The 24398-nt window shown below is 62.0% G+C and carries 21 protein-coding genes; 12 read left to right on the top strand and 9 right to left on the bottom strand.

All coding sequences use genetic code 11. The annotated features are described in order from the left end of the window. Positions 1-47 precede the first annotated feature (47 nt). The 10 genes from KI609_RS13955 to KI609_RS14000 all read left to right on the top strand — a co-directional run bounded on the left by KI609_RS13955 (position 48) and on the right by KI609_RS14000 (position 10711). Complete coding sequence (locus tag KI609_RS13955; protein WP_226450410.1) at positions 48-1583, top strand: nitrite reductase; 1536 nt, start codon at positions 48-50, stop codon at positions 1581-1583. Further along, entirely contained in the window at positions 1580-2176 is a 597-nt protein-coding gene (locus KI609_RS13960) for a cytochrome c oxidase subunit 3 family protein (protein ID WP_226444122.1), read from the top strand. The genes KI609_RS13955 and KI609_RS13960 overlap by 4 nt, the downstream gene beginning before the upstream one ends. A gap of 9 nt (positions 2177-2185) precedes the next feature. Continuing rightward, a complete protein-coding gene (locus KI609_RS13965) occupies positions 2186-2458 on the top strand; it encodes a cytochrome C oxidase subunit IV family protein (RefSeq protein ID WP_226444123.1) in 273 nt (90 codons plus the stop codon). 142 nt (positions 2459-2600) lie between these two features. After that, a complete protein-coding gene (locus KI609_RS13970) occupies positions 2601-3035 on the top strand; it encodes a c-type cytochrome (RefSeq protein ID WP_226444124.1) in 435 nt (144 codons plus the stop codon). A gap of 14 nt (positions 3036-3049) precedes the next feature. Then, on the top strand, positions 3050-4498 hold the full coding sequence (locus KI609_RS13975) for a cbb3-type cytochrome c oxidase subunit I (RefSeq protein WP_226444125.1): 1449 nt from the start codon (positions 3050-3052) through the stop codon (positions 4496-4498). 108 nt (positions 4499-4606) lie between these two features. Then, entirely contained in the window at positions 4607-5416 is an 810-nt protein-coding gene (locus KI609_RS13980; protein ID WP_226444126.1) for a CbbQ/NirQ/NorQ/GpvN family protein, read from the top strand. A 65-nt stretch (positions 5417-5481) separates the two neighbouring features. Next, positions 5482-6519 (top strand): 4Fe-4S binding protein, encoded by a 1038-nt coding sequence (locus KI609_RS13985; protein WP_226444128.1) that lies wholly within the window; start codon positions 5482-5484, stop codon positions 6517-6519. A 1-nt stretch (position 6520) separates the two neighbouring features. Beyond that, on the top strand, positions 6521-8407 hold the full coding sequence (locus KI609_RS13990) for a nitric oxide reductase activation protein NorD (protein WP_226444130.1): 1887 nt from the start codon (positions 6521-6523) through the stop codon (positions 8405-8407). A gap of 129 nt (positions 8408-8536) precedes the next feature. Beyond that, on the top strand, positions 8537-9280 hold the full coding sequence (locus KI609_RS13995) for a Crp/Fnr family transcriptional regulator (RefSeq protein WP_226444132.1): 744 nt from the start codon (positions 8537-8539) through the stop codon (positions 9278-9280). Between the two features lie 147 nt (positions 9281-9427). Next, complete coding sequence (locus tag KI609_RS14000) at positions 9428-10711, top strand: O-acetylhomoserine aminocarboxypropyltransferase/cysteine synthase family protein (RefSeq protein WP_226444134.1); 1284 nt, start codon at positions 9428-9430, stop codon at positions 10709-10711. Between the two features lie 156 nt (positions 10712-10867). Here the strand turns inward: KI609_RS14000 and egtB are convergent, their stop codons facing one another. The 7 genes from egtB to nirB all read right to left on the bottom strand — a co-directional run bounded on the left by egtB (position 10868) and on the right by nirB (position 20621). Continuing rightward, complete coding sequence (gene egtB / locus KI609_RS14005) at positions 10868-12181, bottom strand: ergothioneine biosynthesis protein EgtB (protein ID WP_226444136.1); 1314 nt, start codon at positions 12179-12181, stop codon at positions 10868-10870. Positions 12182-12194: 13 nt separating this feature from the next. Further along, positions 12195-13112 (bottom strand): L-histidine N(alpha)-methyltransferase, encoded by a 918-nt coding sequence (egtD, locus tag KI609_RS14010; RefSeq protein ID WP_226444138.1) that lies wholly within the window; start codon positions 13110-13112, stop codon positions 12195-12197. A 223-nt stretch (positions 13113-13335) separates the two neighbouring features. After that, positions 13336-15084, bottom strand: a complete 1749-nt coding sequence (locus tag KI609_RS14015; protein ID WP_226444140.1) for a bifunctional protein-serine/threonine kinase/phosphatase — start codon at positions 15082-15084, stop codon at positions 13336-13338. 101 nt (positions 15085-15185) lie between these two features. After that, a complete protein-coding gene (locus tag KI609_RS14020; protein ID WP_226444142.1) occupies positions 15186-15998 on the bottom strand; it encodes a formate/nitrite transporter family protein in 813 nt (270 codons plus the stop codon). Between the two features lie 365 nt (positions 15999-16363). Further along, the gene (locus KI609_RS14025) at positions 16364-17668 is read right to left on the bottom strand and encodes a nitrate- and nitrite sensing domain-containing protein (protein ID WP_226444144.1); all 1305 of its coding nucleotides are present in this window, start codon (positions 17666-17668) and stop codon (positions 16364-16366) included. A 44-nt stretch (positions 17669-17712) separates the two neighbouring features. After that, positions 17713-18051, bottom strand: a complete 339-nt coding sequence (gene nirD / locus KI609_RS14030; protein ID WP_226444146.1) for a nitrite reductase small subunit NirD — start codon at positions 18049-18051, stop codon at positions 17713-17715. A gap of 20 nt (positions 18052-18071) precedes the next feature. Further along, positions 18072-20621: a nitrite reductase large subunit NirB gene (gene nirB, locus KI609_RS14035; RefSeq protein WP_226444148.1), complete on the bottom strand. Its 2550-nt coding sequence runs from the start codon at positions 20619-20621 to the stop codon at positions 18072-18074. Between the two features lie 721 nt (positions 20622-21342). Between nirB and KI609_RS14040 the strand changes: the two genes are divergently transcribed. Continuing rightward, positions 21343-21549 carry a hypothetical protein gene (locus KI609_RS14040; protein ID WP_226444150.1) on the top strand — a complete coding sequence of 69 codons (207 nt, stop codon included), beginning with the start codon at positions 21343-21345 and terminating at the stop codon, positions 21547-21549. A 136-nt stretch (positions 21550-21685) separates the two neighbouring features. Here KI609_RS14040 and KI609_RS14045 read toward each other — a convergent pair whose 3' ends face one another. Together KI609_RS14045 and KI609_RS14050 are read right to left on the bottom strand one after the other, a co-directional pair. Continuing rightward, entirely contained in the window at positions 21686-22276 is a 591-nt protein-coding gene (locus KI609_RS14045) for an OmpW/AlkL family protein (RefSeq protein WP_226444152.1), read from the bottom strand. A gap of 123 nt (positions 22277-22399) precedes the next feature. Next, complete coding sequence (locus KI609_RS14050) at positions 22400-23398, bottom strand: DUF808 domain-containing protein (RefSeq protein WP_226444155.1); 999 nt, start codon at positions 23396-23398, stop codon at positions 22400-22402. Between the two features lie 277 nt (positions 23399-23675). On the opposite strand from KI609_RS14050, the gene KI609_RS14055 reads away from it, so the two are divergent. Continuing rightward, on the top strand, positions 23676-24362 hold the full coding sequence (locus KI609_RS14055; protein ID WP_226450412.1) for a class I SAM-dependent methyltransferase: 687 nt from the start codon (positions 23676-23678) through the stop codon (positions 24360-24362). The last annotated feature ends 36 nt before the right edge of the window (positions 24363-24398 follow it).

Raw genomic sequence — 24398 nt, forward strand, 5'->3', positions numbered from 1 at the left:
GCCTGGGAGACCTGGCGCGCGCAGCCCTTGTCGCGGGATTGATCTGGATGGGCAACGACCTTGCCATGGCACAAGCCGCCATCGACAGCGCCGCGCTCTACAACACCCACTGCGTTGTTTGCCATGGGGCCCAAAGGACCGGTGGCATGGGCCCTGCCCTGCTGCCCGAGAGCCTGAGCCGTCTGCGGCCGGACGAGACCTTGCGGGTGATCAACCAGGGGCGGGTCGCCACCCAGATGCCAGCGTTCGACAACACCCTGTCGGCTGCGGAGATAAAAGCCCTGGCGGCCTTCATCCGCACACCGGTAGTGCCAGCCCCACGCTGGGCCGATGAGGACATTCGGGCGTCGCGCGAGTTTCACCCGGCACCTGCCGGGGAAGCGGCCAGACCGATATGGAGCGCAGACCCCATGAACCTCTTCGTGGTGGTAGAAGCTGGCGACCACCATGTGAGCCTGGTCGATGGCGACCGCCTGGAGGTCATCACCCGTTTTGCGAGCCGCTTCGCGCTGCATGGCGGTCCCAAATTCTCGCTAGACGGCAGGTATGTGTATTTCGGTTCGCGTGATGGCTGGATCACCAAATACGATTTGTGGCGCCAGCGCGTGGTCGCAGAGGTGCGCGCCGGTCTGAACATGCGCAACGTGGCGGTCAGCGAAGACGGCAAGTGGGTCATCGCCGCCAACTACCTGCCCCACACGCTGGCACTGTTCGACAGTGACCTGAACCTGCAGCGCAGCTATGAAGCCCGCACGCTCGATGGGAAAACCAGCTCGCGGGTATCCGCGGTGTACGACGCTGCGCCGCGCAAGAGCTTCGTGGTGGCTCTCAAGGACATTCCTGAACTCTGGGAAATATCCTACGACCCGCAGGCCTCGCCTATCTACGACGGTCTGGTGCACGACTACAAAATGAGTGAGGCGCTCGGCAAGCCCGGCTATCTGGGCGTGCGGCGCACGCCGCTGGACGAACCACTCGACGATTTCTTCTTCGACCAGAGCTACCGCAACGTATTGGGGGCCACCCGGCCCAAGGATGGGGGCAGCGGCCAGGCCACAGCCCAGGTGGTGAACCTGGATGCACGACGCAAGATCGCCGACCTGCCGATCGCGGGCATGCCTCACCTGGGGTCGGGAATCACGTTTGCATGGAACGGAACCACCGTCTTGGCCTCACCCAACCTCAAGGATGGCAGCGTCGATGTCATCGATATGCAGACCTGGAAGCCCGTCGCCAGTATCCCCACGCCCGGGCCCGGCTTCTTCATGCGGAGCCACGAAAAGACGCCTTATGCCTGGGCCGACTCGATGATGAGTGCCACGGCCAAAGATACCCTCACCATCATCGACAAAGCCACGCTCAAACCGGTGGCCAGTGTGCGCGAGCCCGGCAAAACGCTGGCCCATATCGAGTTCACCCGCGACGGACGCTATGCACTGGCCAGCCTGTGGGAGACCGACGGCGCCATCATTGTTTACGACGCCGCCACCTTCAAGGAAGTCAAGCGCCTGCCCATGAGCAAGCCCGTAGGCAAATACAACGTATGGAACAAGATAACGCGCTCGGAAGGAACCTCCCATTGACGTCAGCGACGGCACGTCTTTCGCCTGTCGAACCACCATCACCGCGCTTGGTGGGTGACCTGGTGATCTGGCTGCTGGTGCTGGCGGAGCTGCTCACTTTCGGCATGCTGTTTATCGCCTTTGCGTTTGCCCGCATCCGCGAGAGGGCGGTTTTTTCCGCCGGGCAAGCGACGCTTGATCTGTCGCGAGGCGCAATCAACACGGTGTTGCTGGTGTCGGCCAGCTGGTGCATTGCCAGCTCCGTGCGGGCCGTGCGAGTGAACGACTCCAAGAAAGGCGCCCGGTGGTTGCTGGGTGCGCTGGCTTGTGGCTGCGGCTTTCTGGTGCTCAAGAGCGTGGAGTACCTGCACAAGTGGCAAGAGGGCATCGACATTGCCAACAACAGCTTTTACCTGCTCTACGTGATGCTCACCGGTTTCCACTTTCTGCATGCCACGGTGGGCTGCATCATCTTTGCGGTGTTATGGGCGCCCACGCGGCGCGGCGCCTACGGGGCAGACACATGCCATGCGCTGGAGACCGGTGCGGTGTTCTGGCACATGGTGGATCTGTTGTGGATGGTGCTGTTTCCTCTGGTCTACGTATTGCGCTGAATACTGACAATGAAAAAAAACTACCTCCATCGCCTCGACGCCATCTGGCTGGTGCTGCTGGCCGCCACCACACTCACCTGGTGGTTGGGTGAACACCCCGATGCCGCCATGGGCGCCGCGCTCGCCAGTGTGGTGCTCGCTTTGGCCGGGCTCAAAGGCTGCCTGATCATTCTTGATTACATGGAACTGCGCCACGCTCCAGCACTCTGGCGCCGCCTGCTGCTGGGTTGGCTGGCCTTCACCTTGGCACTGGTGCTGGCGGCCACGCTCTGGCACGGCTAGAAAACCAGCTCAGCGGGCCATCCTGCTGACGGCTTCCCCCATTGCGAAAAGTCAGCAACGCGTTTTTCCTTAAACGGGTTTAAGGAAAAAAGTTGAGCAAATTGGGAGGATACAGCCCTCAAACTCGAAGGAGGGCTTACGAATGAGCCAGTCACACAGCGGATTCACCAAGCAGATGGCCCGCAACATGTTCTATGGCGGCACGGTGTTTTTCGCCTTGCTATTCGCCGCGATAGTGTTTGACAGCGAGCGCCGTATTCCGGAGCGCTCCAACGCCCAGGCCATCACTCCGGCCGTCATAGCGGGCAAAAAAATATGGGAAACACGCAACTGCATCGGCTGCCACACGCTGCTGGGCGAAGGTGCTTATTTCGCGCCTGAGCTGGGCAACGTCTACAAACGCCGCGGGGGCGACTTCATCAAGATCTGGATCAAATCCCAGCCCACAGGGGTGGCCCACCGCCGCCAGATGCCGCAGTTCAATTTGAGCGATCAACAACTCGACGATCTGGTCGAGTTCCTCAAGTGGACTGGCGAGATCAACAACGAAAAGTGGCCACCCAACATTGAAGGTTGAGAGGGAAAGACACCATGCATATCTCCACACTAAAGTATCAGAGCCAATCGGTCTCCAAGCTCTATTTCATCGCCGCGATGGCGCTGTTTGCAGGGCAAATCATTTTCGGAATTACGCTCGGCCTGCAGTACGTTGTTGGCGACCTGTTTTTCCCTTACATCCCGTTCAACGTGGCGCGGATGGTGCACACCAACCTGTTGATCGTCTGGCTGTTGTTCGGCTTCATGGGCGCCGCCTACTACATGGTGCCCGAGGAGGCCGAGACCGAGCTGCATTCGCCGCTGCTGGCCAAGGTACTTTTCTGGGTGTTCCTCACTGCGGGGGTGCTGACCATCGTGGGTTACCTCACCGTGCCCTATGCCAAGCTCGCAGAGCTCACGGGCAATGACCTGCTGCAGACCATGGGGCGTGAGTTCCTGGAGCAGCCGCTGCCCACGAAGGTCGGCATTGTGATCGTGGCCTTGGGGTTTCTCTACAACATCAGCATGACGGTGCTCAAGGGCCGCAAGACCGCCATCTCCATGGTGCTGCTGATGGGTCTTTGGGGCCTGGCGCTGATGTTCCTGTTCAGCTTTGTGAACCCGCACAACCTCGTGCGCGACAAGATGTACTGGTGGTTTGTCGTTCACCTGTGGGTGGAAGGCGTGTGGGAGCTGATCCTGGGCGCGCTGCTGGCCTATGTGCTGGTCAAGACCACAGGGGTTGACCGTGAGGTCATCGACAAGTGGCTGTACGTGATCATTGCCTTCGCACTGATGAGCGGCATCCTGGGCACGGGTCACCACTTTTACTTCATCGGCCTGCCAGGCTACTGGCACTGGATCGGCAGCATCTTCAGCGCACTGGAGCCCATTCCCTTCTTCATGATGACAGTGTTTGCATTCAACATGGTGCAACGCCGTCGGCGCGACCATCCCAACCAGGCCGCCGTGCTCTGGGCTGTGGGCACTGCCGTGCTGGGTTTCCTGGGTGCCGGCCTGTGGGGTTTCATCCACACCCTGAGCGCTATCAACTACTACACCCACGGCTCACAAATCACCGCTGCACACGGTCACCTGGCTTTCTATGGGGCCTACGTGCTGGTGGTGATCACACTCATCAGCTATGCCATGCCCACGCTGCGCGGCCGCATTGCCAACAGCAAGCGGGCACAGGGCGCCGAGATGTGGAGCTTCTGGATCATGACCATTGGCATGGCCATCATGGTGCTGGCCCTCACGGGTGCCGGCATCTTGCAGATCTGGCTGCAGCGCATTCCTGAAACCAATGCCATGGGCTTCATGGCCACCCAGGACCAGCTCGTCATCTTCTACTGGGTTCGCATTGCAGGGGGCGTTACCTTCCTGATCGGCCAGTTGCTGTTCTTCGCGAGCTTCTTCATGGGTGGTGAGCACATCACGGACGAACGCGGCAGCGAAGCCTCCAGCGGTGTGCTGCGCGCCCAGTCGCTGCGCGCCGCCTGAGCCCAGAGGCCCGAAGAGCCTGTTCAAAACCTTTTCGGCATCGCCGATAAACCTTGAGCAGGCTCTAACGTCCACACCGACACGATACGAACAAAGGCCGAGGCTGACATGGACCACAGTGAACTCAACCACATCACCTCTGCGGCCCTGCCCTTTTATGCCGAGCAAGGCAGCGAGGCATCGCTGTTCGAGCATGCCTGGCGCCAGCGCCTGCCGCTGCTGATCAAGGGGCCCACAGGTTGCGGAAAAACCCGCTTTGTGGAGCACATGGCAGCGCGGTTGCAACGCCCACTCATCACCGTGAGTTGCCACGATGACCTGTCGGCAGCCGACCTGGTCGGTCGTCACCTGTTGGGCTCTGGCAGCACGATCTGGGCAGATGGCCCCTTGGCACGCGCTGTCCGACAAGGGGCCATCTGTTATCTCGACGAGGTGGTGGAGGCACGCAAGGACACCACGGTGGTGCTGCACCCCCTGGCGGACGACCGGCGTGTGCTGCCCATAGAACGCACAGGCGAAATGCTCGTTGCACCGCCAGAGTTCATGCTGGTGATCTCCTACAACCCAGGCTACCAGAGCCTGCTCAAAAGCCTCAAGCCCAGCACCCGCCAGCGGTTCGTGGCCTTGAATCTGGGTTACCCGGAGCCTGCGGTGGAACAAGCCGTGCTGCAAGCCGAAGCGGGTGCCAGCGCAAATCTGGCCGCCACGTTGGTGCAATTGGGCACGGCTTTGCGCCGACTGACCGATCACGACCTGGAAGAAGTAGCCAGCACACGACTGCTTGTCATGGCAGCGCGCCTGACCGTCTCGGGTGTGCCGCTCGCGCAAGCCTGCCGTGCAGCCATCGTCGACGCACTCACCGACGACGCGGGCACCGCTGCGGCACTGGACGAGGTCATCCACGCACTGCTGGGGTAGCGGCAGGTCTTCGGCACCCGTCGCGCCCGTTGCGGCTCATCGTGCCTCCGGGACACCTTCCATTCATGCAACGCCATCGACGCACCTTCCAGATCGGCTTTTTTGCGCTGTTCCTGTGCGCACCTGCACTCAACCTGCTGCGGTTTGATGTCACAGAGGTGCAGCTGTGGGTGCTGGGTCAACGCTGGAGCCTGGGCCTCGACGCCTTTCAGCAAGGATTCATCAGCCCGGGCGAAATGGCCTGGCGCCTGGTGATGCGCGTCTTGCTGCCTGCGGTGCTGATCGTGAGCGGCTTTCTGGCCGTGGCCTGGCGCTATGGGCGCCTCTACTGTGGCTGGCTCTGCCCCCATTTTTCGCTGGTGGAGTTGCTCAACCACATGCTGCAAAAAGCCTGTGGCCGCCTCTCTTTGTGGAACCGCAAACCCACGCCCCGCCACGGACTCAAGCCGGACTGGCGTTGGTGGCCCGTGTTTGTGCTGCTGTGCCTGACCATGGGCTTCGCATGGGCCATCACGCTGCTCACTTACCTGTTGCCTCCGGCCGATGTGTGGGGCCGTCTGGTGCATGGCGACCTCACGCCCAATCAACTGCGGTTTCTCATTATCGGCACCACGGTGTTTACCGCAGAGTTCCTGTTCGCACGCCATCTTTTTTGCCGCTTCGGCTGCGCGGTGGGTTTGTTCCAAAGCCTGGTGTGGATGGCCAACCCGCGCGGGCGCGTGGTGGTCTTTGCACGCAAAGAACAAGGCCCAGGCCTGGTTCGCCACGCCAGCAGCAAAAATGCGCTGCAGCCAGCCACCCCTTCACACTGCCGCAGCTGCGACGAGCCCTATGGCAACGCCTGCGACCGCGCCTGCCCCATGCAGCTGCCTGCGCGCAACTTCAAGCGCCGCAAGTTCTCTTGTGTGCAATGTGGACTGTGTGTGCAGGCCTGCGAGCACTCGCAGGCAGCGCAGCAGCGCGAGCCTTTGCTGCAGTGGACCATCGGCGCCGATGCGTTGCGCGAATCCCTGCGCGCGCCGCCGCTGACCGCAGGGCCGCTGCCCAGTCGGTCCGTTGCGTTGGCAACACCCGCCCAGACCACCACCGCCCAAGGAGGATGACATGGAAGAATGGATCGGCCAGCAATGGCACCGCATCGTCACCCAATGGACCACCCATGGGTACCCCGATGCGCAGGTCACGCTGGAAGAAGTGCGCCGCCCGCTGGGCATGCTTTTCAGGTGCGGCGACGGACCTTCTGCGATGCGCATAGCCCCAGCCGCCGACCGCGCCATTGGAGGGCCGCGCGACTGGTTGCAGCGCTTGGCGGGCGCGGGCAACCGGGCCGCCCTGCCCGAATTTCAAACCGATGTGCTGGCCCTGCCCGCTGCATTGGCTGTCTTCAGCGACCGCGCCCTCAATCGCGATCTCTATCTGTGGCTCGCAGCGATGGGTTCGCGATGGCCGGCGGTACATCCCCACGCACAGGGCTGGCTGGCCCACAACCTGGCAGCCACGCGCGCTGCGCGGGCAGCCTTCCCAGGCCTGGTAGCGGCCCACCAAAGACTCTGCCAGGCACAGCTGGCCCTGCGCCCGCCGCTTGCGCGTCTGCGGGGCACCGCAGCCGACGCCGAAGGGTGGGTGCAGCGCGCCTTGCGCGGCGAGCTGGATGATCTGCCGCCGGACGCTGACCTGCCGCCATGGCCGCCCACGTCCGTTGCCCCGGTCTGGCTGTGGCTTGACGGTGGCCAAGCCACGGGCTCTTCGATACAACGAGCGCCCGGCACGGCAGACACCGACAACAATGTGGACACCGCGACCAGCCCCCAGGACGACGCAACACGCCACCGCGCCGAGCGCGTGTGCGACGACCGTAACAACGCGCCCTTGATGTTCTTCTTTCGCGCCGAATCCATTCTGTCGTGGGGCGAATTCACCAAGGTGCAGCGCGCTGATGACGACAGCGATGACGGTCAGGCACTCGATGCCGCGCGTGACATGGATGTGCTGGCCATTGCGCAAGACCCCGGCAATGCGCGCAGGCTCGCCTCGCGTGTGCGGTTCGACCTGGACCTGCCCAGCGCTTCGGCCGATGACATTGCTCTGGGCCCAGGCCAAAAACAACCCGAGTGGGACTGGAAGGCTGGCGTATTGCGCCCCGCACACTGCGCGGTGCAGCGCATGGTGGCCCGCGAGGCGCCGCCCTTTGCGCCGGACGCCAGGCTGCGCATCACCGCCCGGCAAGTGCGCCGACGTCTCGAAATGTTGCGCGCGGCCCCCGCGCGTGCACACTCACAGCCCGATGGCGACGAGCTGGACATTGACGCCTGGGTGCGCCACGCCACCGATGGCGCCGCTCTGCGCAGCGAATCACCTGCCGTGTGGCAGCGGCGCGTACGGTCCGAGCGCAGTCTGGCCACACTGCTGCTGGCTGACCTGTCGCTCTCCACCGACGCCCATGTGGGGGGTGCGGGCCGGCCGATGCGTGTCATCGACGTGATCCGCGACGCGCTCTACGTCTTTGGCGAGGCATTGGCGGCGGGCGGCGACACCTTCGAGATGCTGGGGTTCAGCTCGGTGCGGCGCCAGAACGTGCGCATCCAGCACCTCAAAGGCTTCGACGACGCGTGGAAAGCCCCGGCGCAGGCGCGTGTCGCAGCCATCAAACCGGGTTACTACACGCGCATGGGCGCCGCGATCCGCCACGCCACTGATTGCTTGGCGGTGCGCCCAGAGCGCCAGCGCCTGCTGCTGCTGCTGACCGACGGCAAGCCCAATGACCTGGACATCTATGAAGGCCGCTATGGCCTGGAAGACACACGCCACGCGGTGCAAGAGGCCCGCGCCCGCGGACTCACCCCATTTGCCGTCACCATCGATGACAAGGGCCATGACTACCTCCCCTACCTCTTTGGCCAGCAAGGCTATGCGCTGGTGCGCCGCCCACGCGACCTGGCACAGCGCCTGGCGGCGGTTTATAGCCAGCTCACGAGCAGTCAGCGGGTCTGAATCGGCACCGTGACCGGAACGCCACCATTTTTGATGCGTTGCACCAATTTCTTTGACTTCCATCATGAAGATTCACGCAACATCTCTGTTTAATAAGGGAACTAATTCACGCACCCATGTGGCCCCCAAATGGACATCCGGCAATTTGACATTCCACGCTACCTGTCGGCCCAGCCGCTGTTTCAGGAATCGACGCCCGAAGAGTTGATCCGCCTGTCCCAGGGCTGCCGACTGCGTCGGTTCTCACGGGGTGAAGACATTTTTCGCGTGGGTGAACCGTGCGAAGAGTTTCATGTCACGGTGCTGGGCCAGGTCAAGCTGTTTGCGCTGTCCCCGTCGGGCCAGGAGAAAGTGATCGAACTGGTGGGGCCCGGTTGCAGCTTCGCCGAAGCCCTGATGTTCACAGGCAAGCCGTACATCATCAACGCCCAGGCGCTGAGCGAAACACTTCTGCTCAGCGTGGAAAAGACCACCGTAGAGCGCGAAATTCAAGCCGATCCGCGTTTTGCCATGCGCATGCTCGCCGGCATCTCACGGCGGCTGCACGGGCTGGTGCACGACGTGCAGACCTATACCCTGCACAGCGGCATGCAACGTGTCATCAGCTACCTGCTGCACGAACTGCCCGAGGATTCACCCAATGCAACACGCGTGGCGCTGGCCGGCGCAGGCTGCGGCGCGGCCCTGGAGCCCGGCAACCTTCGGATCACCCTGCCAGTGAGCAAGGCCACGCTTGCGTCGCGCTTGTCGCTCACGCCCGAATACTTCTCGCGGGTGCTGCATGAGCTGGAGGATGCCGGCTTGATCCAAATGGACAAGCGCGACATCCACATCCCCAACACCACCCGGCTTGCGGAACACACGGCCGGTTGAACCGCAGCAGCACGGCGCGCGCCTGTTCGTAGCGTGGCGGCATAAGCTCATCACCAACAATTGGATGCGCCCACAGGCGCTCCCGTGCAAGAATGCCCGCCGCGGCGTCGTGCCGCGCCCCACCCCATTCAGGAGGATGCGAGCCCCATGAAAATCGAGACCCTTGCCGTCCACGCCGGCTACAAGCCAGAGCCCACCACCAAGTCTGCTGCCGTTCCGCTGTACCAGACCACCGCCTATGCGTTCGACAGTGCACAGCACGGCGCGGACCTGTTTGACCTGAAGGTGCCGGGCAACATCTACACGCGCATCATGAACCCGACCACCGATGTGCTGGAACAGCGCGTTGCCGCGCTGGAAGGCGGCGTGGCGGCACTGGCCCTGGCGTCAGGCATGGCAGCCATCACAGCGGCGATCCAGACCATTGCCGAGGCGGGCGACAACATTGTCTCGACCAGCACCCTGTACGGTGGCACCTACAACCTGTTTGCCCACACCTTTCCGCAGCAGGGCATCGAAGTACGCTTTGCCGATGCGAGCAACCCAGCCAGTTTTGCAGCGCTGATCGACGCGCGCACCAAGGCGGTGTTTTGCGAATCCATCGGCAACCCACTGGGCAACGTCACCGACATCGCCGCACTGGCCAAGGTGGCGCACGACCATGGCGTGCCGCTGATCGTGGACAACACCGTGCCCAGCCCCTACCTGTGCCGCCCTATCGAGCATGGCGCCGACATCGTGGTGCACGCGCTGACCAAGTACATGAACGGCCACGGCAACAGCATCGGCGGCATCATTGTGGACAGCGGCAAATTCCCTTGGGCCCAGCACAAGGCACGGTTCAAGCGCCTGAACGAGCCCGACGTGAGCTACCACGGCGTGGTCTACACAGAAGCCCTGGGCGCCGCTGCCTACATTGGCCGTGCACGCGTGGTGCCACTGCGCAACATGGGCGCGGCGCTGTCGCCGTTCAATGCGTGGCTGACGCTGCAAGGCATTGAAACCCTGCCGCTGCGCATGGACCGCACCTGCGACAACACGCTGGCCCTGGCGAAGTTTCTGCAAAGCCACGCCAAGGTCGAATGGGTGCGCTACGCCGGTCTGCCCGACCACCCTGACCACGCATTGGTGCAGCGCCAGATGGGCGGCAAGGCGTCGGGCATTTTGTCGTTTGGCCTCAAGACCCGCGATGCCGATCCGCGTGCCGCCGGCGCACGCTTCCTTGATGCGCTGGGCCTGTTCACCCGGCTGGTGAACATCGGCGATGCCAAGTCGCTCGCCACGCACCCTGCATCGACCACCCACCGCCAGCTCAACCCGCAAGAGCTGGCCAAAGCGGGCGTGAGCGAAAACATGGTGCGCCTGTCGGTGGGCATTGAGCACATCGACGATTTGCAGGCGGATCTGGCCCAGGCACTCGACAAGGTATGACATCCCACCCCGCCCAGCACGGCCTTTGGCTGGAGCCTGGCGGGGATGGATTTTAGGTGTTTTTGGCCTCTAGCGCTTTATCAATAAGCGCTAGCAGCTATGTTTTTGATAGTAAATATTCAACACTATCTCTGGCACCTGCACGGCCTGGTGCACTCAATCCGGGTCGCGCGCAAGCCTTATTCCGGCAAACTGCCACCGCGCCGTGGCAGGAAAGAAGTTGCGATAGGTCACCCGCTCATGCCCTGGCGGCGTGGCACAAGAGCCGCCCCGCAGCACGTACTGATTGACCATGAACTTGCCGTTGTACTCACCCACGGCGCCCTCGGCCACCCGAAACCCAGGGTACGGCGCGTAGCTCGACTGCGTCCACTGCCAAGCCACACCAAAAAATGCTGACAACGCGTGGGTGGTTGCCGGTTGCGGCGGGGCCACCCCCATGCCATCTGCGGCCAGGCATGGGCTTTCTCTTTCTGCCTGTTCCAGCGCGTGCGCGGCAGCGTGCTCCCACTCGGCCTCGGTCGGCAAACGTGCGCCAGCCCAACGGGCGTAGGCGTCTGCCTCGTAGTACGACAGGTGCACCACAGGCAACGCAGCGTGCAATGGCTGCAGCCCCCGCAAGGTGAACTCAGACCAGCCACCGTCTACACGCGGCCAATACAGGGGCTGCGTCAAACCCAGACTGGCACGCCAGTCCCAGCCTTCCGCCAGCCAGAGTGAAGGATCGAGATACCCACCGCCCTCCACAAAATCCACATACTCGCCGTTGCTCACCAGGCGCGACGCAAGAGCAAAGGGCTGAACGAACACCCGGTGGCGCGGGCCCTCGTTGTCAAAGGCAAACCCGTCCCCTGCGTGGCCCATGTCGATGAGTCCCCCGTCAAAGGCGTGCCACACCAAGGCAGCCGCAGTATCCGCGGCGCCAGACACACCGCAAGAACCCGGTACCCCAGGCACAGCGGATACGTCTGCCCCCTCGGTGCCTGTGTGATACGCGGGGCGCAGCGGGTTGCAAAACAGCAGGTGCTTGATGTCGGTGAGGATCAGCTCCTGGTGCTGCTGCTCATGCTGCAGGCCCAACTCCACGAGTGTGCAGATGGCCGCATCCTGTGCCACGGCCGGTAGCAGGCGCGCCATGCGCTGGTCCACCGACGCCCGGTAAGCCAGCACATCGGCCAGGGACGGGCGCGTCAGCAAGCCGCGCTGCGCACGTGGATGCCGGTCGCCCACACCGTTGTAATACGAATTGAAAAGGACCCTGAACGCCGGGTCGAATGGCGCAAACCCTGGTTCATGGGCTTGCAGCACAAAGGTTTCAAAAAACCAGGTGGTGTGTGCGAGATGCCATTTGGTGGGGCTGGCATCGGGCATGGATTGCGCACCACAGTCTTCGGCCGACAACGGCGCGGCCAAGGCCAGCGAGCGGGCGCGAACGGCTGCATAGCGCACAAGCAATGGTGATGTTGTCATGTGGGGCCTTGCATCAAGGACGGGCATGCACCACGGCAAACCAGCCGCGTTCGTCGGTCCATGCCTGGGCATGCCCAAACCCCGCGCGCGCCAACATGTCGGTAAACACGGACAGCGGGTATTTGTAGCTGTTTTCGGTATGAATACGTTCGCCTGGTGCAAACATGCGCGCCCCACCGGGCCAGCGCACCTGCACGGCCTGTATCGATTCCAGGTGCATTTCTATGCGGGACTCTTGCGCGTTGAAAAATGCGCGGTGCTGCCAATGGTCGATATCGAAGTCGCTGCCAATTAAACGGTTCACATGCGTGAGCACATTGCGGTTGAAGGCGGCCGTGACGCCAGCCGCATCGTCATAAGCGGCCTCTAGCACGGCCACGTCCTTGGGCAAATCAATACCGATGAGAAGGCCGCCGTCTTCATCGACCAGCGCACGCATATATGCGAGCAACTGCAGTGCGTGGGGTGGGTCAAAGTTACCGATGGACGAACCGGGGTAGAACACCAACCGGCCCGAGCGCGGTATGTCGTCTGGCAAATCGATGCCCTGCGTAAGGTCGCCGCCCACGGCGCGCGCATCCAGGCCCGGAAATTCGTCCCGCAGGCCTTGCACGGCCGACTGCAAAAAATCTGCCGAGATGTCCACCCCCACAAAACAGGCGGGCTGCACCAGGCGACACATGCTGCGGGCCTTCTGGCAATTGCCGGCACCCAGCTCGATGAGCGTGCGCCCGGGGCCGATGACCCGCGCAATGTCCTCGGCATGCCACTGCATCAACGCCGTTTCGGTGCGGGTGGGGTAATACTCTGGCAGCCGCGTGATGGCTTCAAACAGCTCTGAGCCACGCTGGTCATAAAAGTACTTGGGGGAAATGCGAGCCGGTGTGAGGCGCAGGCCGTCGGTGATATCGGTGTGGTGGGGCAAGGGCATGAATCGATGCGTCATATCGCGCGGACAGGCCGCAGGTTCATCCAACGGAAAGCGCCTGACGCCAGTGCACCTGGGCACCCCGCCCCAACCACCCCCGAGGCCAGGCAATAAACGCCATGACCATGGCGCCATTGTGCGGCGAGCTTGTGGCGCCTGTATGTAGGTCAATTCCCCATGCGCCCCGTCAACGGCGCAGGCGTTTCAGGCGACCTCCCCCAATGACTCAGCGCCCGTAAACGCGCAGCCCCAAGAGCACCAGCACCGCGACCAGCAGTATGACGGTAGCCGCCTTCCAGAAGACCACCGGGTTGCGCTCCACGAGCGGAACGCGCCGGCTGCGGTGAAACTGGGGACCCGGTGAATACAGGTCGTGCAGAAACTCGGACATCGCCTCCTGGCGCTTGGCCGGATCCGGGCTCAGGGCTTTGTGCAGCACGCCATCCAGCCAGTGCGGCAGTTCAGGGCGCAAGTGCCGCACAGGGATATACCGCAGCTTGTTGACATCCGCAGACGTCCGCACCCGCACGACCTGCAACCCATAAGGCAGTTGTGTCGTCAGCATCTGGTAGGCCAGCACCGCCAGTGAAAACAACTCAGACCGGGCCGATCCTTCCAGGCCCACGAAATATTCTGGCGCGGTGTATTGCAGGGAGCCCCTGATCGGGTCGCCCCTGTCACCCGTGTGAGGCAACAGCCCTTCGGCCAGGCCCGCAACCCGGGTGGAACCGAAGTCGATAAGGCGCACGGTGCCGCTGCGGTCAATCATCACGTTCTCAGGTCGCAGGTCCTGGTGCAGCATCTCTTTGCTATGAAAGGCCTGCAACCCCTTGGCGATCTGCGCCACAAGATCACGGACGGTATCAAGATCGGGGCGGTGGTGGTCGATCATCCATTGCGCCAATGTCTGCCCTTCGACAAACTCCATCGCCACGTAGACATGCTGGCGGGGCCGGTTGCTTGCATGCGGCCGCAATACATAGGGGCTATGGATACGCCGCGCCACCCACTCCTCCAGCAAAAGCCCGTCAAGGTAATCTGCATCACCCCCCAGGTCCGTGGACGGCGTTTTCAGCACCACCTGCTGCCCCGTCAGATCGTCCATCGCCAGGAACACGTGGCTGCGTGCACTGGCATGCAATTCGCGCACAACGGTGTAGCCCTCAAAACACACCCGTGGCGACAGCGGGGGCGGCAGTGCCAGCCCCTCGCGCAGCGCATACAGCCTGTAAGGCTGGGCCTCGGGCAGTGCCTCTATCCGCACCAGCTGCACGGTCATGTCGTCCTGCGCACCGCGCGCCAGCGCTGCGCCCACAAGCGACTGGGCGGCGCGGTCAAAGTCGTCGGGAAACTGCTGCAGGGCCGCCCACACGGCTGCGGCATCAAAGTGGGCATGCGCGCCATCGGTCGCCAATACGTAAATGGCGCCGACTTCTGCGGGCACGCAGGCGTAGTCAATCTCTATGTGGGCGCTGGCGCCCAGGGCCCGCGCCAGATACGACTCCACCGATGACAGGTGTACGCGGTGGTCTTCGGTCAACGGCTCCAGCGACTGCGCATGCAGGCGGTAGATTCGCGCGTCACCCACATGCAGCACATGCACCTCGCGCCCTTTGAAAATAAGCGCACTAAACGTGCAGACGTAGCCCCTGTCCTTGTCAAAGCGGGCATGGCTGCGCATGGTCTGTGCATGCAACCACGCATTGGTGGCACCCAGCACCCGCTGCGCAGAGCGCCGCACCGACCAGGCGTCTGAGGTCGCGTAATAGTCTTCCAGAAAGCTGTGCACCGCGGCAGCGCTGGCCTCCTGGCTGACCGGGCTGGAGCCGATGCCGTCGGCCAGCGCCACCACAATGCCTTTGGCGCTCAGAAGCGGCTCGCCGGGCAGCATCGCGCCATGAAAGTCCTGGTTCACGCCCTTGACGCCCGCACGCGAGTGCTGGCCGAGCGTGACGCGCAGTTTTTCAGTCGTCATGCATCAAGCGCCACGAAGGTTGCGGGCATGGCAGGCAATTGTTGGGGTGTGAGCGGATACACCCCATACGCCAGGGCCAAGGCCATTGCCCCCGCCCATTCTCATGCCACCTTGCGCTTGGGTGCCGTTTTGTAGTGGGTGGAATACAGCGTAGCCCCCACAAAGGTCAGCCCACCCACCACGTTACCCAACACGGTAGGCAACTCATTCCAGATCAGGTAGTCCAGCAGCGTGAATTTGCCGCCCAGCATCAGGCCTGTGGGGAACAAAAACATGTTGACGATCGAGTGCTCAAAGCCCATATAGAAGAAGACCATCACGGGCATCCACATGCCAATGGCTTTGCCCGACACGGTGGTGGACATCATTGCGGCGACCACGCCAGTGGACACCATCCAGTTGCACATCACGGCGCGAATGAACAGTGTGAGCATGCCAGCTGCACCGTGTGCTGCGTAGCCCAGGGTGCGACCTTCGCCGATGTGCCCCAGCTTCTCGCCCACCGCGCTGGGGGCCTCGGTGAAACCGAAGGTGAAGATGATGGACATGAACAAGGCCACCGTGAGCGCACCGGCAAAATTGCCGCAGAAGACCAAGCCCCAGTTGCGCATCACGCCAGCCCAGGTAGCCCCCGGGCGTTTGTCAAACACCGCCAAGGGGGCGAGCGTGAAAACCCCCGTCAACAGATCAAACCCCAACAGATAGAGCAAGATGAAACCCACCGGGAACAGGATTGCACCCGCCAGCGCATTGCCGGTATTGACAGTCACGCTGACCGCAAACGCGGCAGACAGCGCGAGGATGGCACCAGCCATGTAGGAGCGGATCAGCGTGTCGCGGGTAGACATCAGCAGCTTGGATTCACCGGAATCGACCATCTTGGTCACGAACTCGGCAGGGGCGAGATAGGCCATTTGATTTCCTTGGGGACGGAGACGGGGGGCCTCCTGCTGCCGTGCGGCAAAGGAGGCACAAGAGATTTCAATCGCATATGCAGCGCCCAGCCGTATGAAGGCCCAAAGCGATAGGGACGCCGTTATCCCCGGTTGCACGATTGCGCGATCGCGTGACATGCGGAAACCCGCAAAAAACCCAAAGCCGCCGTTAGCCCGAGCCGCATCACCTACCAGCAAGTTCCATTCCGTGTTTGCGCCCTATGCCTCGCACTCAAAAAACAAGCGGATGCACAGCTGTTGGGCATGCCCTACCAGACGGAACACATCCAGTGCAAGCAGGCACCAAAGTGGTGGTTGGGGATGCGAAGGAGAGCCGCAGTGCCTCAGGGCCGGTTGGCTGATGGCAACGCGAACGTCAGATCAGGCAGGGACAGCGTGGCCTCTGCCACCTCCACAAGACGCCGATTTTGGTCCATGGAGGTTTTTTGCAGCACCCGAAACGCGACCTCTTCATTCATGCCAAGCCGGGCCATCAGCACACCTTTGGCCCGCTCGATCACCTTGCGTTCGTTGAGGGTGCGGCGAGCGGCTTCGAGTTCGGCCTCCATGCTCGCCATGCGGCTGGACTGGGCCCTCAAGAGCTCCACCAGCGAGGCGGTGTCAACCCCTGTGCCGGCCCTGCCCAAGGGCTCAGGCAAAGCCCCAGGTGCGGCAGACGTACTAAAAAATCGGTCCACCGATTGCGTGCGTGGCGGCGGATTGTTGCGCAGGCCGTGCAGCATGCCACGCGAGTCAAGCAGGTCTTGCTGGGCTTGCGCGATGCGCACCGCGCAGTCTTCGCGAAGACGTTTGACCAATTCAAACTGAATTTGCCACAGTGCATCGATGCGGCCAGAGCACACGTCAAACCAGGCATCGATAAGGTCACTGTCCAGTGGCGCGCCTGGTTTGGCCACACACAGCGTGCGCCGCAGACGCTCAAGCTGCGCCACACCGGCGGACAGTTGCGCCTGCTCCCAACGGGCGCGCAGCACGGGTTCTGCAAACTCGCCGAACACACGCAGGCTGCGCTCCTGGGCGTCGATAAGGTGCAACACCCGCTGTTGGTGCTCTTCGCTCATGCTGCCCGTCGCATACAGCAGCGCGCCCACCGCACGCTCCTGTGCCGCCTCTTCCTGGGCCTGCACCAGGTGGAGCAAGGCCACCAACAGGCGCGACACGCTGGGCAGGTCTGCCGCGTCGGCCACATGAAACACCAGCTCGACCAGGCCGGCAATCAGATGGCTGTAGGCAGCCACCGAATCATGGGGACTCATGGCCTGGCGCTCGATCTGGCCGCGCAGCGCAGGGAGCGATTCGATACCGAGCAGCGCCCACGCCATCAGAGACAGCGTCTTGGCCGTGGCCCCTTGCGCGGGCTCGGAATGCTCGGCAAAAACATCGCGCAGCCGTGCCTCCAGGGGGGCCACCTCGTCCACAATTTTGCGGCGCATGTCCACAAACCGTTGCGCGTTGGATGCCAGATAAATGCCCGAGGCCCCGCGCTCGCGCTGCAGCCCCTGAATGAGTTGACCAATCACATCCACCAGCTCCGCACGGCGGGCTAGGCGGCCAACAGCATCAATCTCCAACTGCCTGGAGCGCAGCACCAGCTGGGACACAGACAAGGGCAACACCGTTTCGTACATGCAAGATTCCTGGACAGGGCTATGAGAGCAGGCGATTGAACCGGTCAAGCAACCGCCACACTGACGCGGCCACCGTCCACACGCACACCATGGGTACGAACCGATTGCCCGGGCACCTCCAGGCACTCGCCAGTGTGCAGGTCAAAATGGTTCTTGTACATCGGCGAGGCCACCACCACACGGTCTCCGAGCGTGCCGAGCAACCCACGGGCCAGCACGCTGGCCCCGGACTTCGGGTCTACGTTGTCGATGGCAAAAAAACGACCGTCGCCAGTGCGAAAAACGGCGACGTGTTGACGGGCCACCAGTGCACACACGCCGGTGTCAGGGCAGATGTCATCCACCGCGCAAACGTCCGTCCAGGTCAGGGAATGATTTTTCATGGCGTATCTCCGGGTCAGGATCAAGACAAGGCCAGGCTGAGCTTGTCGGGCGCTGGGGCTGCAGGTAGCGTGCGTTCGTCTGCACGGGCTGGACGAATCTGGCCGCGCTCTTGCACGAAAACCACATGCTCATCGGTTTGGTTGCTGTTGACGAAGGAGCGAAAGCGTTTGCGGGTTTCGGGGTCATTGACCGCCGTTTTCCATTCGCACTGGTAAGTGTTGACGATATGCTGCATTTGCGCCTCCAGCTCGTCGCACAGACCCAGACTGTCATGGACCAAAACGTCCGTCAGATATTCAAGGCCCCCTTCAAGGTTCTCGCGCCAGGTGCTGGTGCGCTGCAAACGGTCTGCGGTGCGCACATAAAACATGAGCACGCGGTCTATCATGCGCACCAGATTTTCTTTGTTCAGGTCTGACGCAAACAGCTCAGCGTGGCGCGGCTTCATGCCCCCGTTGCCGCAGATATACAGGTTCCAGCCCTTGTCGGTGGCGATGATGCCGATGTCCTTACCCTGTGCCTCGGCACACTCGCGTGTGCAGCCCGACACGCCGAATTTGATCTTGTGCGGTGACCGCAGGCCCTTGTAACGATGCTCCAGCTCCACAGCCAAGCCCACGCTGTCGCCGACGCCGTAGCGGCACCAGGTGGAACCGACGCAGCTTTTGACAGTACGCAGCGATTTGCCATAGGCATGGCCAGACTCGAATCCCGCAGCGATCAGCTCCTCCCAGATCACCGGCAGTTGTTCGACGCGTGCGCCAAACAGGTCCACACGCTGGCCGCCAGTGACCTTGGTGTACAGGCCATATTTTTTGGCCACCTGCCCCACAGCAATAAGACCATCTGGAGTCACCTCGCCACCGGGCATGCGCGGCACCACCGAATAGGTGCCATCTTTTTGAATGTTGCCCAGGTAGTAGTCGTTGCTGTCCTGAAGACTGGCGAGGTCCTTCTTCAGCACGAATTCGTTCCAACAGGATGCAAAAACACTGGCAGCCACGGGTTTGCAGACGTCGCAGCCCAAGCCCTTGCCATGCTGGGCCAGCAGTTGTTCAAAACTGCGGATGTTGCCCACGCGCACCAGGTGGTAAATCTCCTGGCGCGAATGCGCAAAATGCTCGCACACATGGTTATTGACCGCCATGCCGAGGCGGGCCATTTCCATCTTCATGACCTGGGTGACCAACGGTACACAGCCGCCGCAGGTGGCGCCGGCCTTGTTGCAGGCTTTGATGCCCGCCATGGTGGTAACACCGTCGCCCACAGCGGCACAAATCGCGCCTTTGGTCACGTTGTTGCAAGAACATATCTGCGCCGTGTCAGGCAAAACGTCCACCCCCAAGCCGGGCCTGGCGTTGCCATCACTCGAAGGCAGTATCAGGAACTCAGGCTCAGCAGGCAACGTAATGCCGTGGATCACCATCTGCAGCAGCGTGCCGTATTCAGCCGCATCGCCAATCAACACAGCGCCCAGAAGTTTTTTACCGTCCTCACTAACGACGATCTTCTTGTAGACCTGGCGCCGCTCATCCACATACTGACAAGCACGGCTGTGCGGCGTGCGGCCATGGGCGTCGCCGATGCTGGCAACGTCCACCCCCATCAGCTTCAGTTTGGTGCTCAGATCAGCACCCGCAAAAGACGCCTCGACATCCCCCGCGATATGGCGGGCCGCCACGCGAGCCATGTCGTAACCGGGAGCAACCAGACCAAAGGTTTGCTCGCTCCAGGATGCGCACTCGCCAATGGCATACACATGGTGATCGCTGGTGCGGCATGTGTTGTCAATCGCAACGCCGCCGCGTGGACCGATAGCCAGCACACACTGGCGTGCCAGTTCATCGCGAGGACGTATTCCCGCTGAAAAAACAATCATGTCGGTTTCGAGGTAAGAGTCGTCCGCAAACTTCATGCGGTGGCGTGCCCGAGCGCCGTCCGTGATCTCTTGGGTGTTGCGGCCCGTATGCACCTGCACCCCTAGCGCCTCGATCTTGGAGCACAGCATGCGCCCGCCCCCTTCATCCACCTGCACCGCCATCAACCGCGGAGCAAACTCGACCACATGGGTTTCAAGGCCCATGTCCCGCAAGGCTTTTGCGCACTCAAGCCCGAGCAGGCCGCCACCGACCACCACACCCGACGCCGACTTTGCGCCGCTCGCCTTCATGGCCTCCAGATCCTCGATCGTTCGGTACACAAAACAATGCGGCCGGTCGCGGCCGGGCACCTGTGGAACGAATGGGCTGGACCCTGTCGCCAATACCAGTTTGTCGTAAGCAAAGACCTCGCCGGTGACCGTCGTCACGGTGCGGATGCGCCTGTCTATGGAGGCAGCGCGTGTTGCCAGACGAAGAGAAAACCCCGTACGCTCAAAAAAACCCTCCTCCACCAGAGAGAGATCCTCAGCAGTGGTCCCACTGAAAAACGCCGACAGATGAACCCGGTCATAAGCGGGCCTGGGCTCTTCACACAATACCGTCACGTCCAGATCGGACAACCCGGTTTCCGCCAGGCTTTCCAGAAATTTGTGACCGACCATTCCATGGCCAATAAGAACGATCTTCATGTTTTCTCTTCCTGCGATGGTCCGTGCGCCGCAAAATGCCGAGGCGGGATGCTTGCGTGGCCTGCCACCCAGGGCGACCTGTCGCAACACATCTCACCGCAGCGCATAGCGCCTGCCGAGAATGGAACAACCCAACGGCAAGCTCAAAGCTCCACCGTTCGTTTGGGGTTCCGCCATCGTTAGCGGAGAATTTCAACCGGTCTGAAAGCAGCTTCACTGACAGACTTCACCATGTTCAGCAAAATCTGTGCCGATATGCCGACCCATGCAGATGCATGGACGCGTACTGGTCGCGTTGACCTGCGCCATGGGCAGATACGGACACGCGAGCATCTGCGTCACGGATGATGTGCATCAATGCAGTGCGACCGCCGTCACCAAATTGGGGAATTGCGCGCCGCTGGCCGGGTAGCGCGGGCCAGGCACCGTCGTTCTGCGTTGCCCCGCAAATTGGATGGCCGTCGGAAAGGCTGGGCAACGAGCGCGACATACCGCCTGCGGCGGCACGGCCTGGAGCGCACAACGCTACAACGTGCCACCGGCAATAGGCGCAGATCATTCCCGCGACGGGAATGATCTTTTTTGGTTTGCAATCACGCCCGAGTCGGGCAGACTGGGTGTACTGCAGTCGGCGCTTTGCCACGGTTCGGGCAATGGGGCAGGCCGCGCCTTAAAGACAAGGCCCTACGACACACCAACTTTTAAATACGGATGGATCACCATGAGCACCGAACGCAGGGAATCGGCCGACCGCCGCAGCGGCAAAGACCGCCGAGAGACAGAAGATGGCCCCCCAACCAGCTTTGAGCGGCGGCGCACCGTGGAAGCCCGGCAGCCCGAGTTGACGGAGTTGCACCTCAGCGAGGACGAACTCAAGGCGTTGGGTTTTGTGGAGGCACACAAACCAGACCCCGCAAAACCTGCTTGACAGCAGTTGGCCAATGCCTTGCTCCAAGGTGTCGGCCCCATGGACAAAAAAAAGGGCTGGCGCAAACGCCAACCCCTTTTCCCCTTGAATAACTCGCTCTACCAATCACGCAGGGGCCTGGTGGGCCCCTGCCCGATCAGAAGCGCCAGCCCAGACCCACGCCCACCAGAACAGGGTCCACCTTGAAAGTGCCCAACTGCACACCGCCAGCCGACACATCGGTTTTGATGAAGACCTTCTTCACGTCGAAATTCAGATACAGATTTTTGGCCAGCGGAATATCCACACCAACCTGCAGCGCAGCACCCACGCTGTTGCGATCAATGTCAACACCTGCGGGCAGGTTCACGCTTGAGAAACGCGTGTAGTTCAAACCTGCGCCCACGTAGGGCTTAAAACCAGCGGTGTCAAAGTGGTATTGCACCAGCAGCGAAGGCGGCAAATGCTTGAGGGTGCCGATCGCCGTGCCACCTGCGCTCAGCGTGTGCTTTTGTGGCACCGTGAGAACCAATTCGGCTGCGATGTTCTTGTTGAAAAAATACGTGACGTCCACTTCGGGGATCGTCTTGTTGTTGATCGACAGCCCCAGTGATGTGCTGTCCTTGTTGGCACTGTCCAGGTGCACCGCGCGTGCGCGGACCATCCAGGGGCCCTCAGCTTGTTGCGCCAGCACTGCACCCGAGGAACACACACACAAAATTGCTACCGCCAGGAGATTCTTTTTCATATTGATTTCGCATCGGTTGGACGGGGACGACCCCCGTGCATGCATTGAACCGCTGCGCCCTCCCGGGGGCCTTGCCTTAAGTCAAACCTCCGTACTTACCCTTGGCTCCGGGTATGACATATATCAAGGTGCCAACGACTTGCCACGGATGCGCTGCACCAGCTTGACACCCACCAGCACCAAGCCACCAGCAACGATACCCACCACGGCGTTCAGGAGATTTGGCACAAGCACGCTCACCAGCGATGCCCAAAACCCGGAAACCACCTGCGCAGCAGCGGCACCAGCGCCCTCCACCAGATGGTGAAGGGCCGGTATGCCATGCACCAAAATTCCGCCCCCAACGAGGAACATCGCGGCCGTGCCAGCAATCGACAAGGCCTTCATCAGCCAAGGGGCTGCCCGCAGGATGCCTTCCCCCACCGTGCGGGCTGCACGGCTGCTTTTGTTGATGAGCCACAAGCCCAGGTCGTCGAGCTTGACGATGCCGGCTACCAGGCCATACACACCCAAGGTCATGATGATCGCGATACCCGACAGCACCGCCACTTGCTCGGCAAAGGATGCATCGGCCACCGTGCCCAAGGTGATGGCAATGATTTCTGCCGACAGGATGAAGTCGGTGCGCACCGCGCCCTTGACCTTGTCTTTCTCGAAGGCCACCAAATCCACCGCCGGGTTGGCATTGGCCTTGGCATGGCTTTCGTGCTCGGCGGCGACTTCATGCTCTGCATGCAGCAGTTTGTGCGCCACTTTTTCAAAGCCTTCAAAACACAGAAAGGCACCACCGATCATCAGCAAAGGCGTCACGCCCCAGGGCGCAAAGGCACTGATCAACAGCGCGGCGGGGACCAGAATGGCTTTGTTGAGGAGCGACCCCTTTGCCACCGCCCACACCACGGGTATTTCGCGTTCAGCGCGTACGCCCGTCACTTGCTGGGCATTGAGTGCGAGGTCGTCACCCAGAACCCCGGCTGTTTTCTGGGCGGCCACCTTGGTCATCACCGAGACATCATCAGCCATGGCGACACTCTTTTTGGCGGCCACCTTGGTCATCAAAGCCACATCGTCCAAGATGGTTGCGATATCGTCCAACAGGGCAAGCAAGCTGCCAGCAGCCATGGGCGGGTTCCTTTTTAGAAGAGGGAGAAAGTGGGGCAGACGATGGCGGCGAGAGCGCCTTTGAGCGCTGGACTATAGCAACGCCTGCAACCTCGACAGCGTAGGTCAAAACCTCTGCTGTTTATAGGCCCCGGATCTTGCGCGTTGCCGTCACCCGCCACACAGGGGGCGAAGGGCGGTGCGCAACACGAAGACCAGGGGGCGCATACTTGCGCCCTCACCCACTATCGCGCAGACCTTTGAGAGTTCGCTCTTGCAGGGACTTGACGCCCAGGCCATGCCCGGCTATCTGACCAAGCAAGAAGACATCTCCATCGTTGGCGCCGCCGACCTGATCATCCGCTCTCTGCTAGACAAGCAGCAGTTCTCTGACCCCCAAGGGATCGCCGAAGCGCTGGGCATTTCGTCTGCCGCCTGGCCGCTGTTCGGGCTGCTGTGGCCGTCCGGAGCCCAGCTGGCCACCCGCATGGCAACCCGTCCGTTGCAGGCAGGTGAGCGGGTTCTGGAGATTGGCTGCGGGTTGGGGCTGGCGAGCTTGGTATGCCATCGCCGCGGAATGGACATCACCGCCAGCGACTGCCACCCGCTGGCCCCGGATTTTCTGCTGGAAAACCTGCGCCTGAATGGCTTGCCGCCCCTCAAATACCGCACCGGCCAATGGGGGGCAGACGCAGCACTGCCAGCAGGTGCGGTGCAAGGCGAATTCGATCTCATCATGGGCAGCGACGTGCTGTATGAACGCGATGCCCGTGCGTCACTGGCCACCTTTCTGGACCGCCATGCCGGTAGCGGCGCTCAGATATGGATCGTGGACCCCAACCGGGGCAACCGCTCCACCTTTCACAAACAGATGGCGGTACACCGGTTCGAGGTGATCGAAGAACGCCTGGACCACCCTGCACTCGACAACAGGCCCGCCTACAAGGGCCGCCTGCTGGTGTACCAGCGCCCGGTGCTCAATTGAGTACCTCAAAAGGTCCGACGCGCTCCAAAAGCAAAA

The sequence above is a fragment of the Acidovorax radicis genome (assembly GCF_020510705.1).
Lineage (GTDB): Bacteria > Pseudomonadota > Gammaproteobacteria > Burkholderiales > Burkholderiaceae_C > Acidovorax > Acidovorax radicis_A.

Bases quoted from the DNA above. Each gene is read 5' to 3' on its own strand.
- KI609_RS13990 (WP_226444130.1), top strand. From the start codon at position 6,521: ATGGAAGAATGGATCGGCCAGCAATGGCACCGCATCGTCACCCAATGG.
- KI609_RS14000 (WP_226444134.1), top strand. From the start codon at position 9,428: ATGAAAATCGAGACCCTTGCCGTCCACGCCGGCTACAAGCCAGAGCCC.
- nirB (WP_226444148.1), bottom strand. From the start codon at position 20,621: ATGAAGATCGTTCTTATTGGCCATGGAATGGTCGGTCACAAATTTCTG.
- KI609_RS13970 (WP_226444124.1), top strand. From the start codon at position 2,601: ATGAGCCAGTCACACAGCGGATTCACCAAGCAGATGGCCCGCAACATG.
- KI609_RS13995 (WP_226444132.1), top strand. From the start codon at position 8,537: ATGGACATCCGGCAATTTGACATTCCACGCTACCTGTCGGCCCAGCCG.
- KI609_RS13955 (WP_226450410.1), top strand. From the start codon at position 48: ATGGGCAACGACCTTGCCATGGCACAAGCCGCCATCGACAGCGCCGCG.
- KI609_RS14020 (WP_226444142.1), bottom strand. From the start codon at position 15,998: ATGGCCTATCTCGCCCCTGCCGAGTTCGTGACCAAGATGGTCGATTCC.
- egtD (WP_226444138.1), bottom strand. From the start codon at position 13,112: ATGCCCTTGCCCCACCACACCGATATCACCGACGGCCTGCGCCTCACA.
- KI609_RS14045 (WP_226444152.1), bottom strand. From the start codon at position 22,276: ATGAAAAAGAATCTCCTGGCGGTAGCAATTTTGTGTGTGTGTTCCTCG.
- KI609_RS14015 (WP_226444140.1), bottom strand. From the start codon at position 15,084: ATGACGACTGAAAAACTGCGCGTCACGCTCGGCCAGCACTCGCGTGCG.
- KI609_RS13975 (WP_226444125.1), top strand. From the start codon at position 3,050: ATGCATATCTCCACACTAAAGTATCAGAGCCAATCGGTCTCCAAGCTC.
- KI609_RS14025 (WP_226444144.1), bottom strand. From the start codon at position 17,668: ATGTACGAAACGGTGTTGCCCTTGTCTGTGTCCCAGCTGGTGCTGCGC.
- nirD (WP_226444146.1), bottom strand. From the start codon at position 18,051: ATGAAAAATCATTCCCTGACCTGGACGGACGTTTGCGCGGTGGATGAC.
- KI609_RS13980 (WP_226444126.1), top strand. From the start codon at position 4,607: ATGGACCACAGTGAACTCAACCACATCACCTCTGCGGCCCTGCCCTTT.
- KI609_RS13965 (WP_226444123.1), top strand. From the start codon at position 2,186: ATGAAAAAAAACTACCTCCATCGCCTCGACGCCATCTGGCTGGTGCTG.
- KI609_RS13985 (WP_226444128.1), top strand. From the start codon at position 5,482: ATGCAACGCCATCGACGCACCTTCCAGATCGGCTTTTTTGCGCTGTTC.
- KI609_RS14050 (WP_226444155.1), bottom strand. From the start codon at position 23,398: ATGGCTGCTGGCAGCTTGCTTGCCCTGTTGGACGATATCGCAACCATC.
- KI609_RS14040 (WP_226444150.1), top strand. From the start codon at position 21,343: ATGAGCACCGAACGCAGGGAATCGGCCGACCGCCGCAGCGGCAAAGAC.
- KI609_RS14055 (WP_226450412.1), top strand. From the start codon at position 23,676: ATGCCCGGCTATCTGACCAAGCAAGAAGACATCTCCATCGTTGGCGCC.
- egtB (WP_226444136.1), bottom strand. From the start codon at position 12,181: ATGACAACATCACCATTGCTTGTGCGCTATGCAGCCGTTCGCGCCCGC.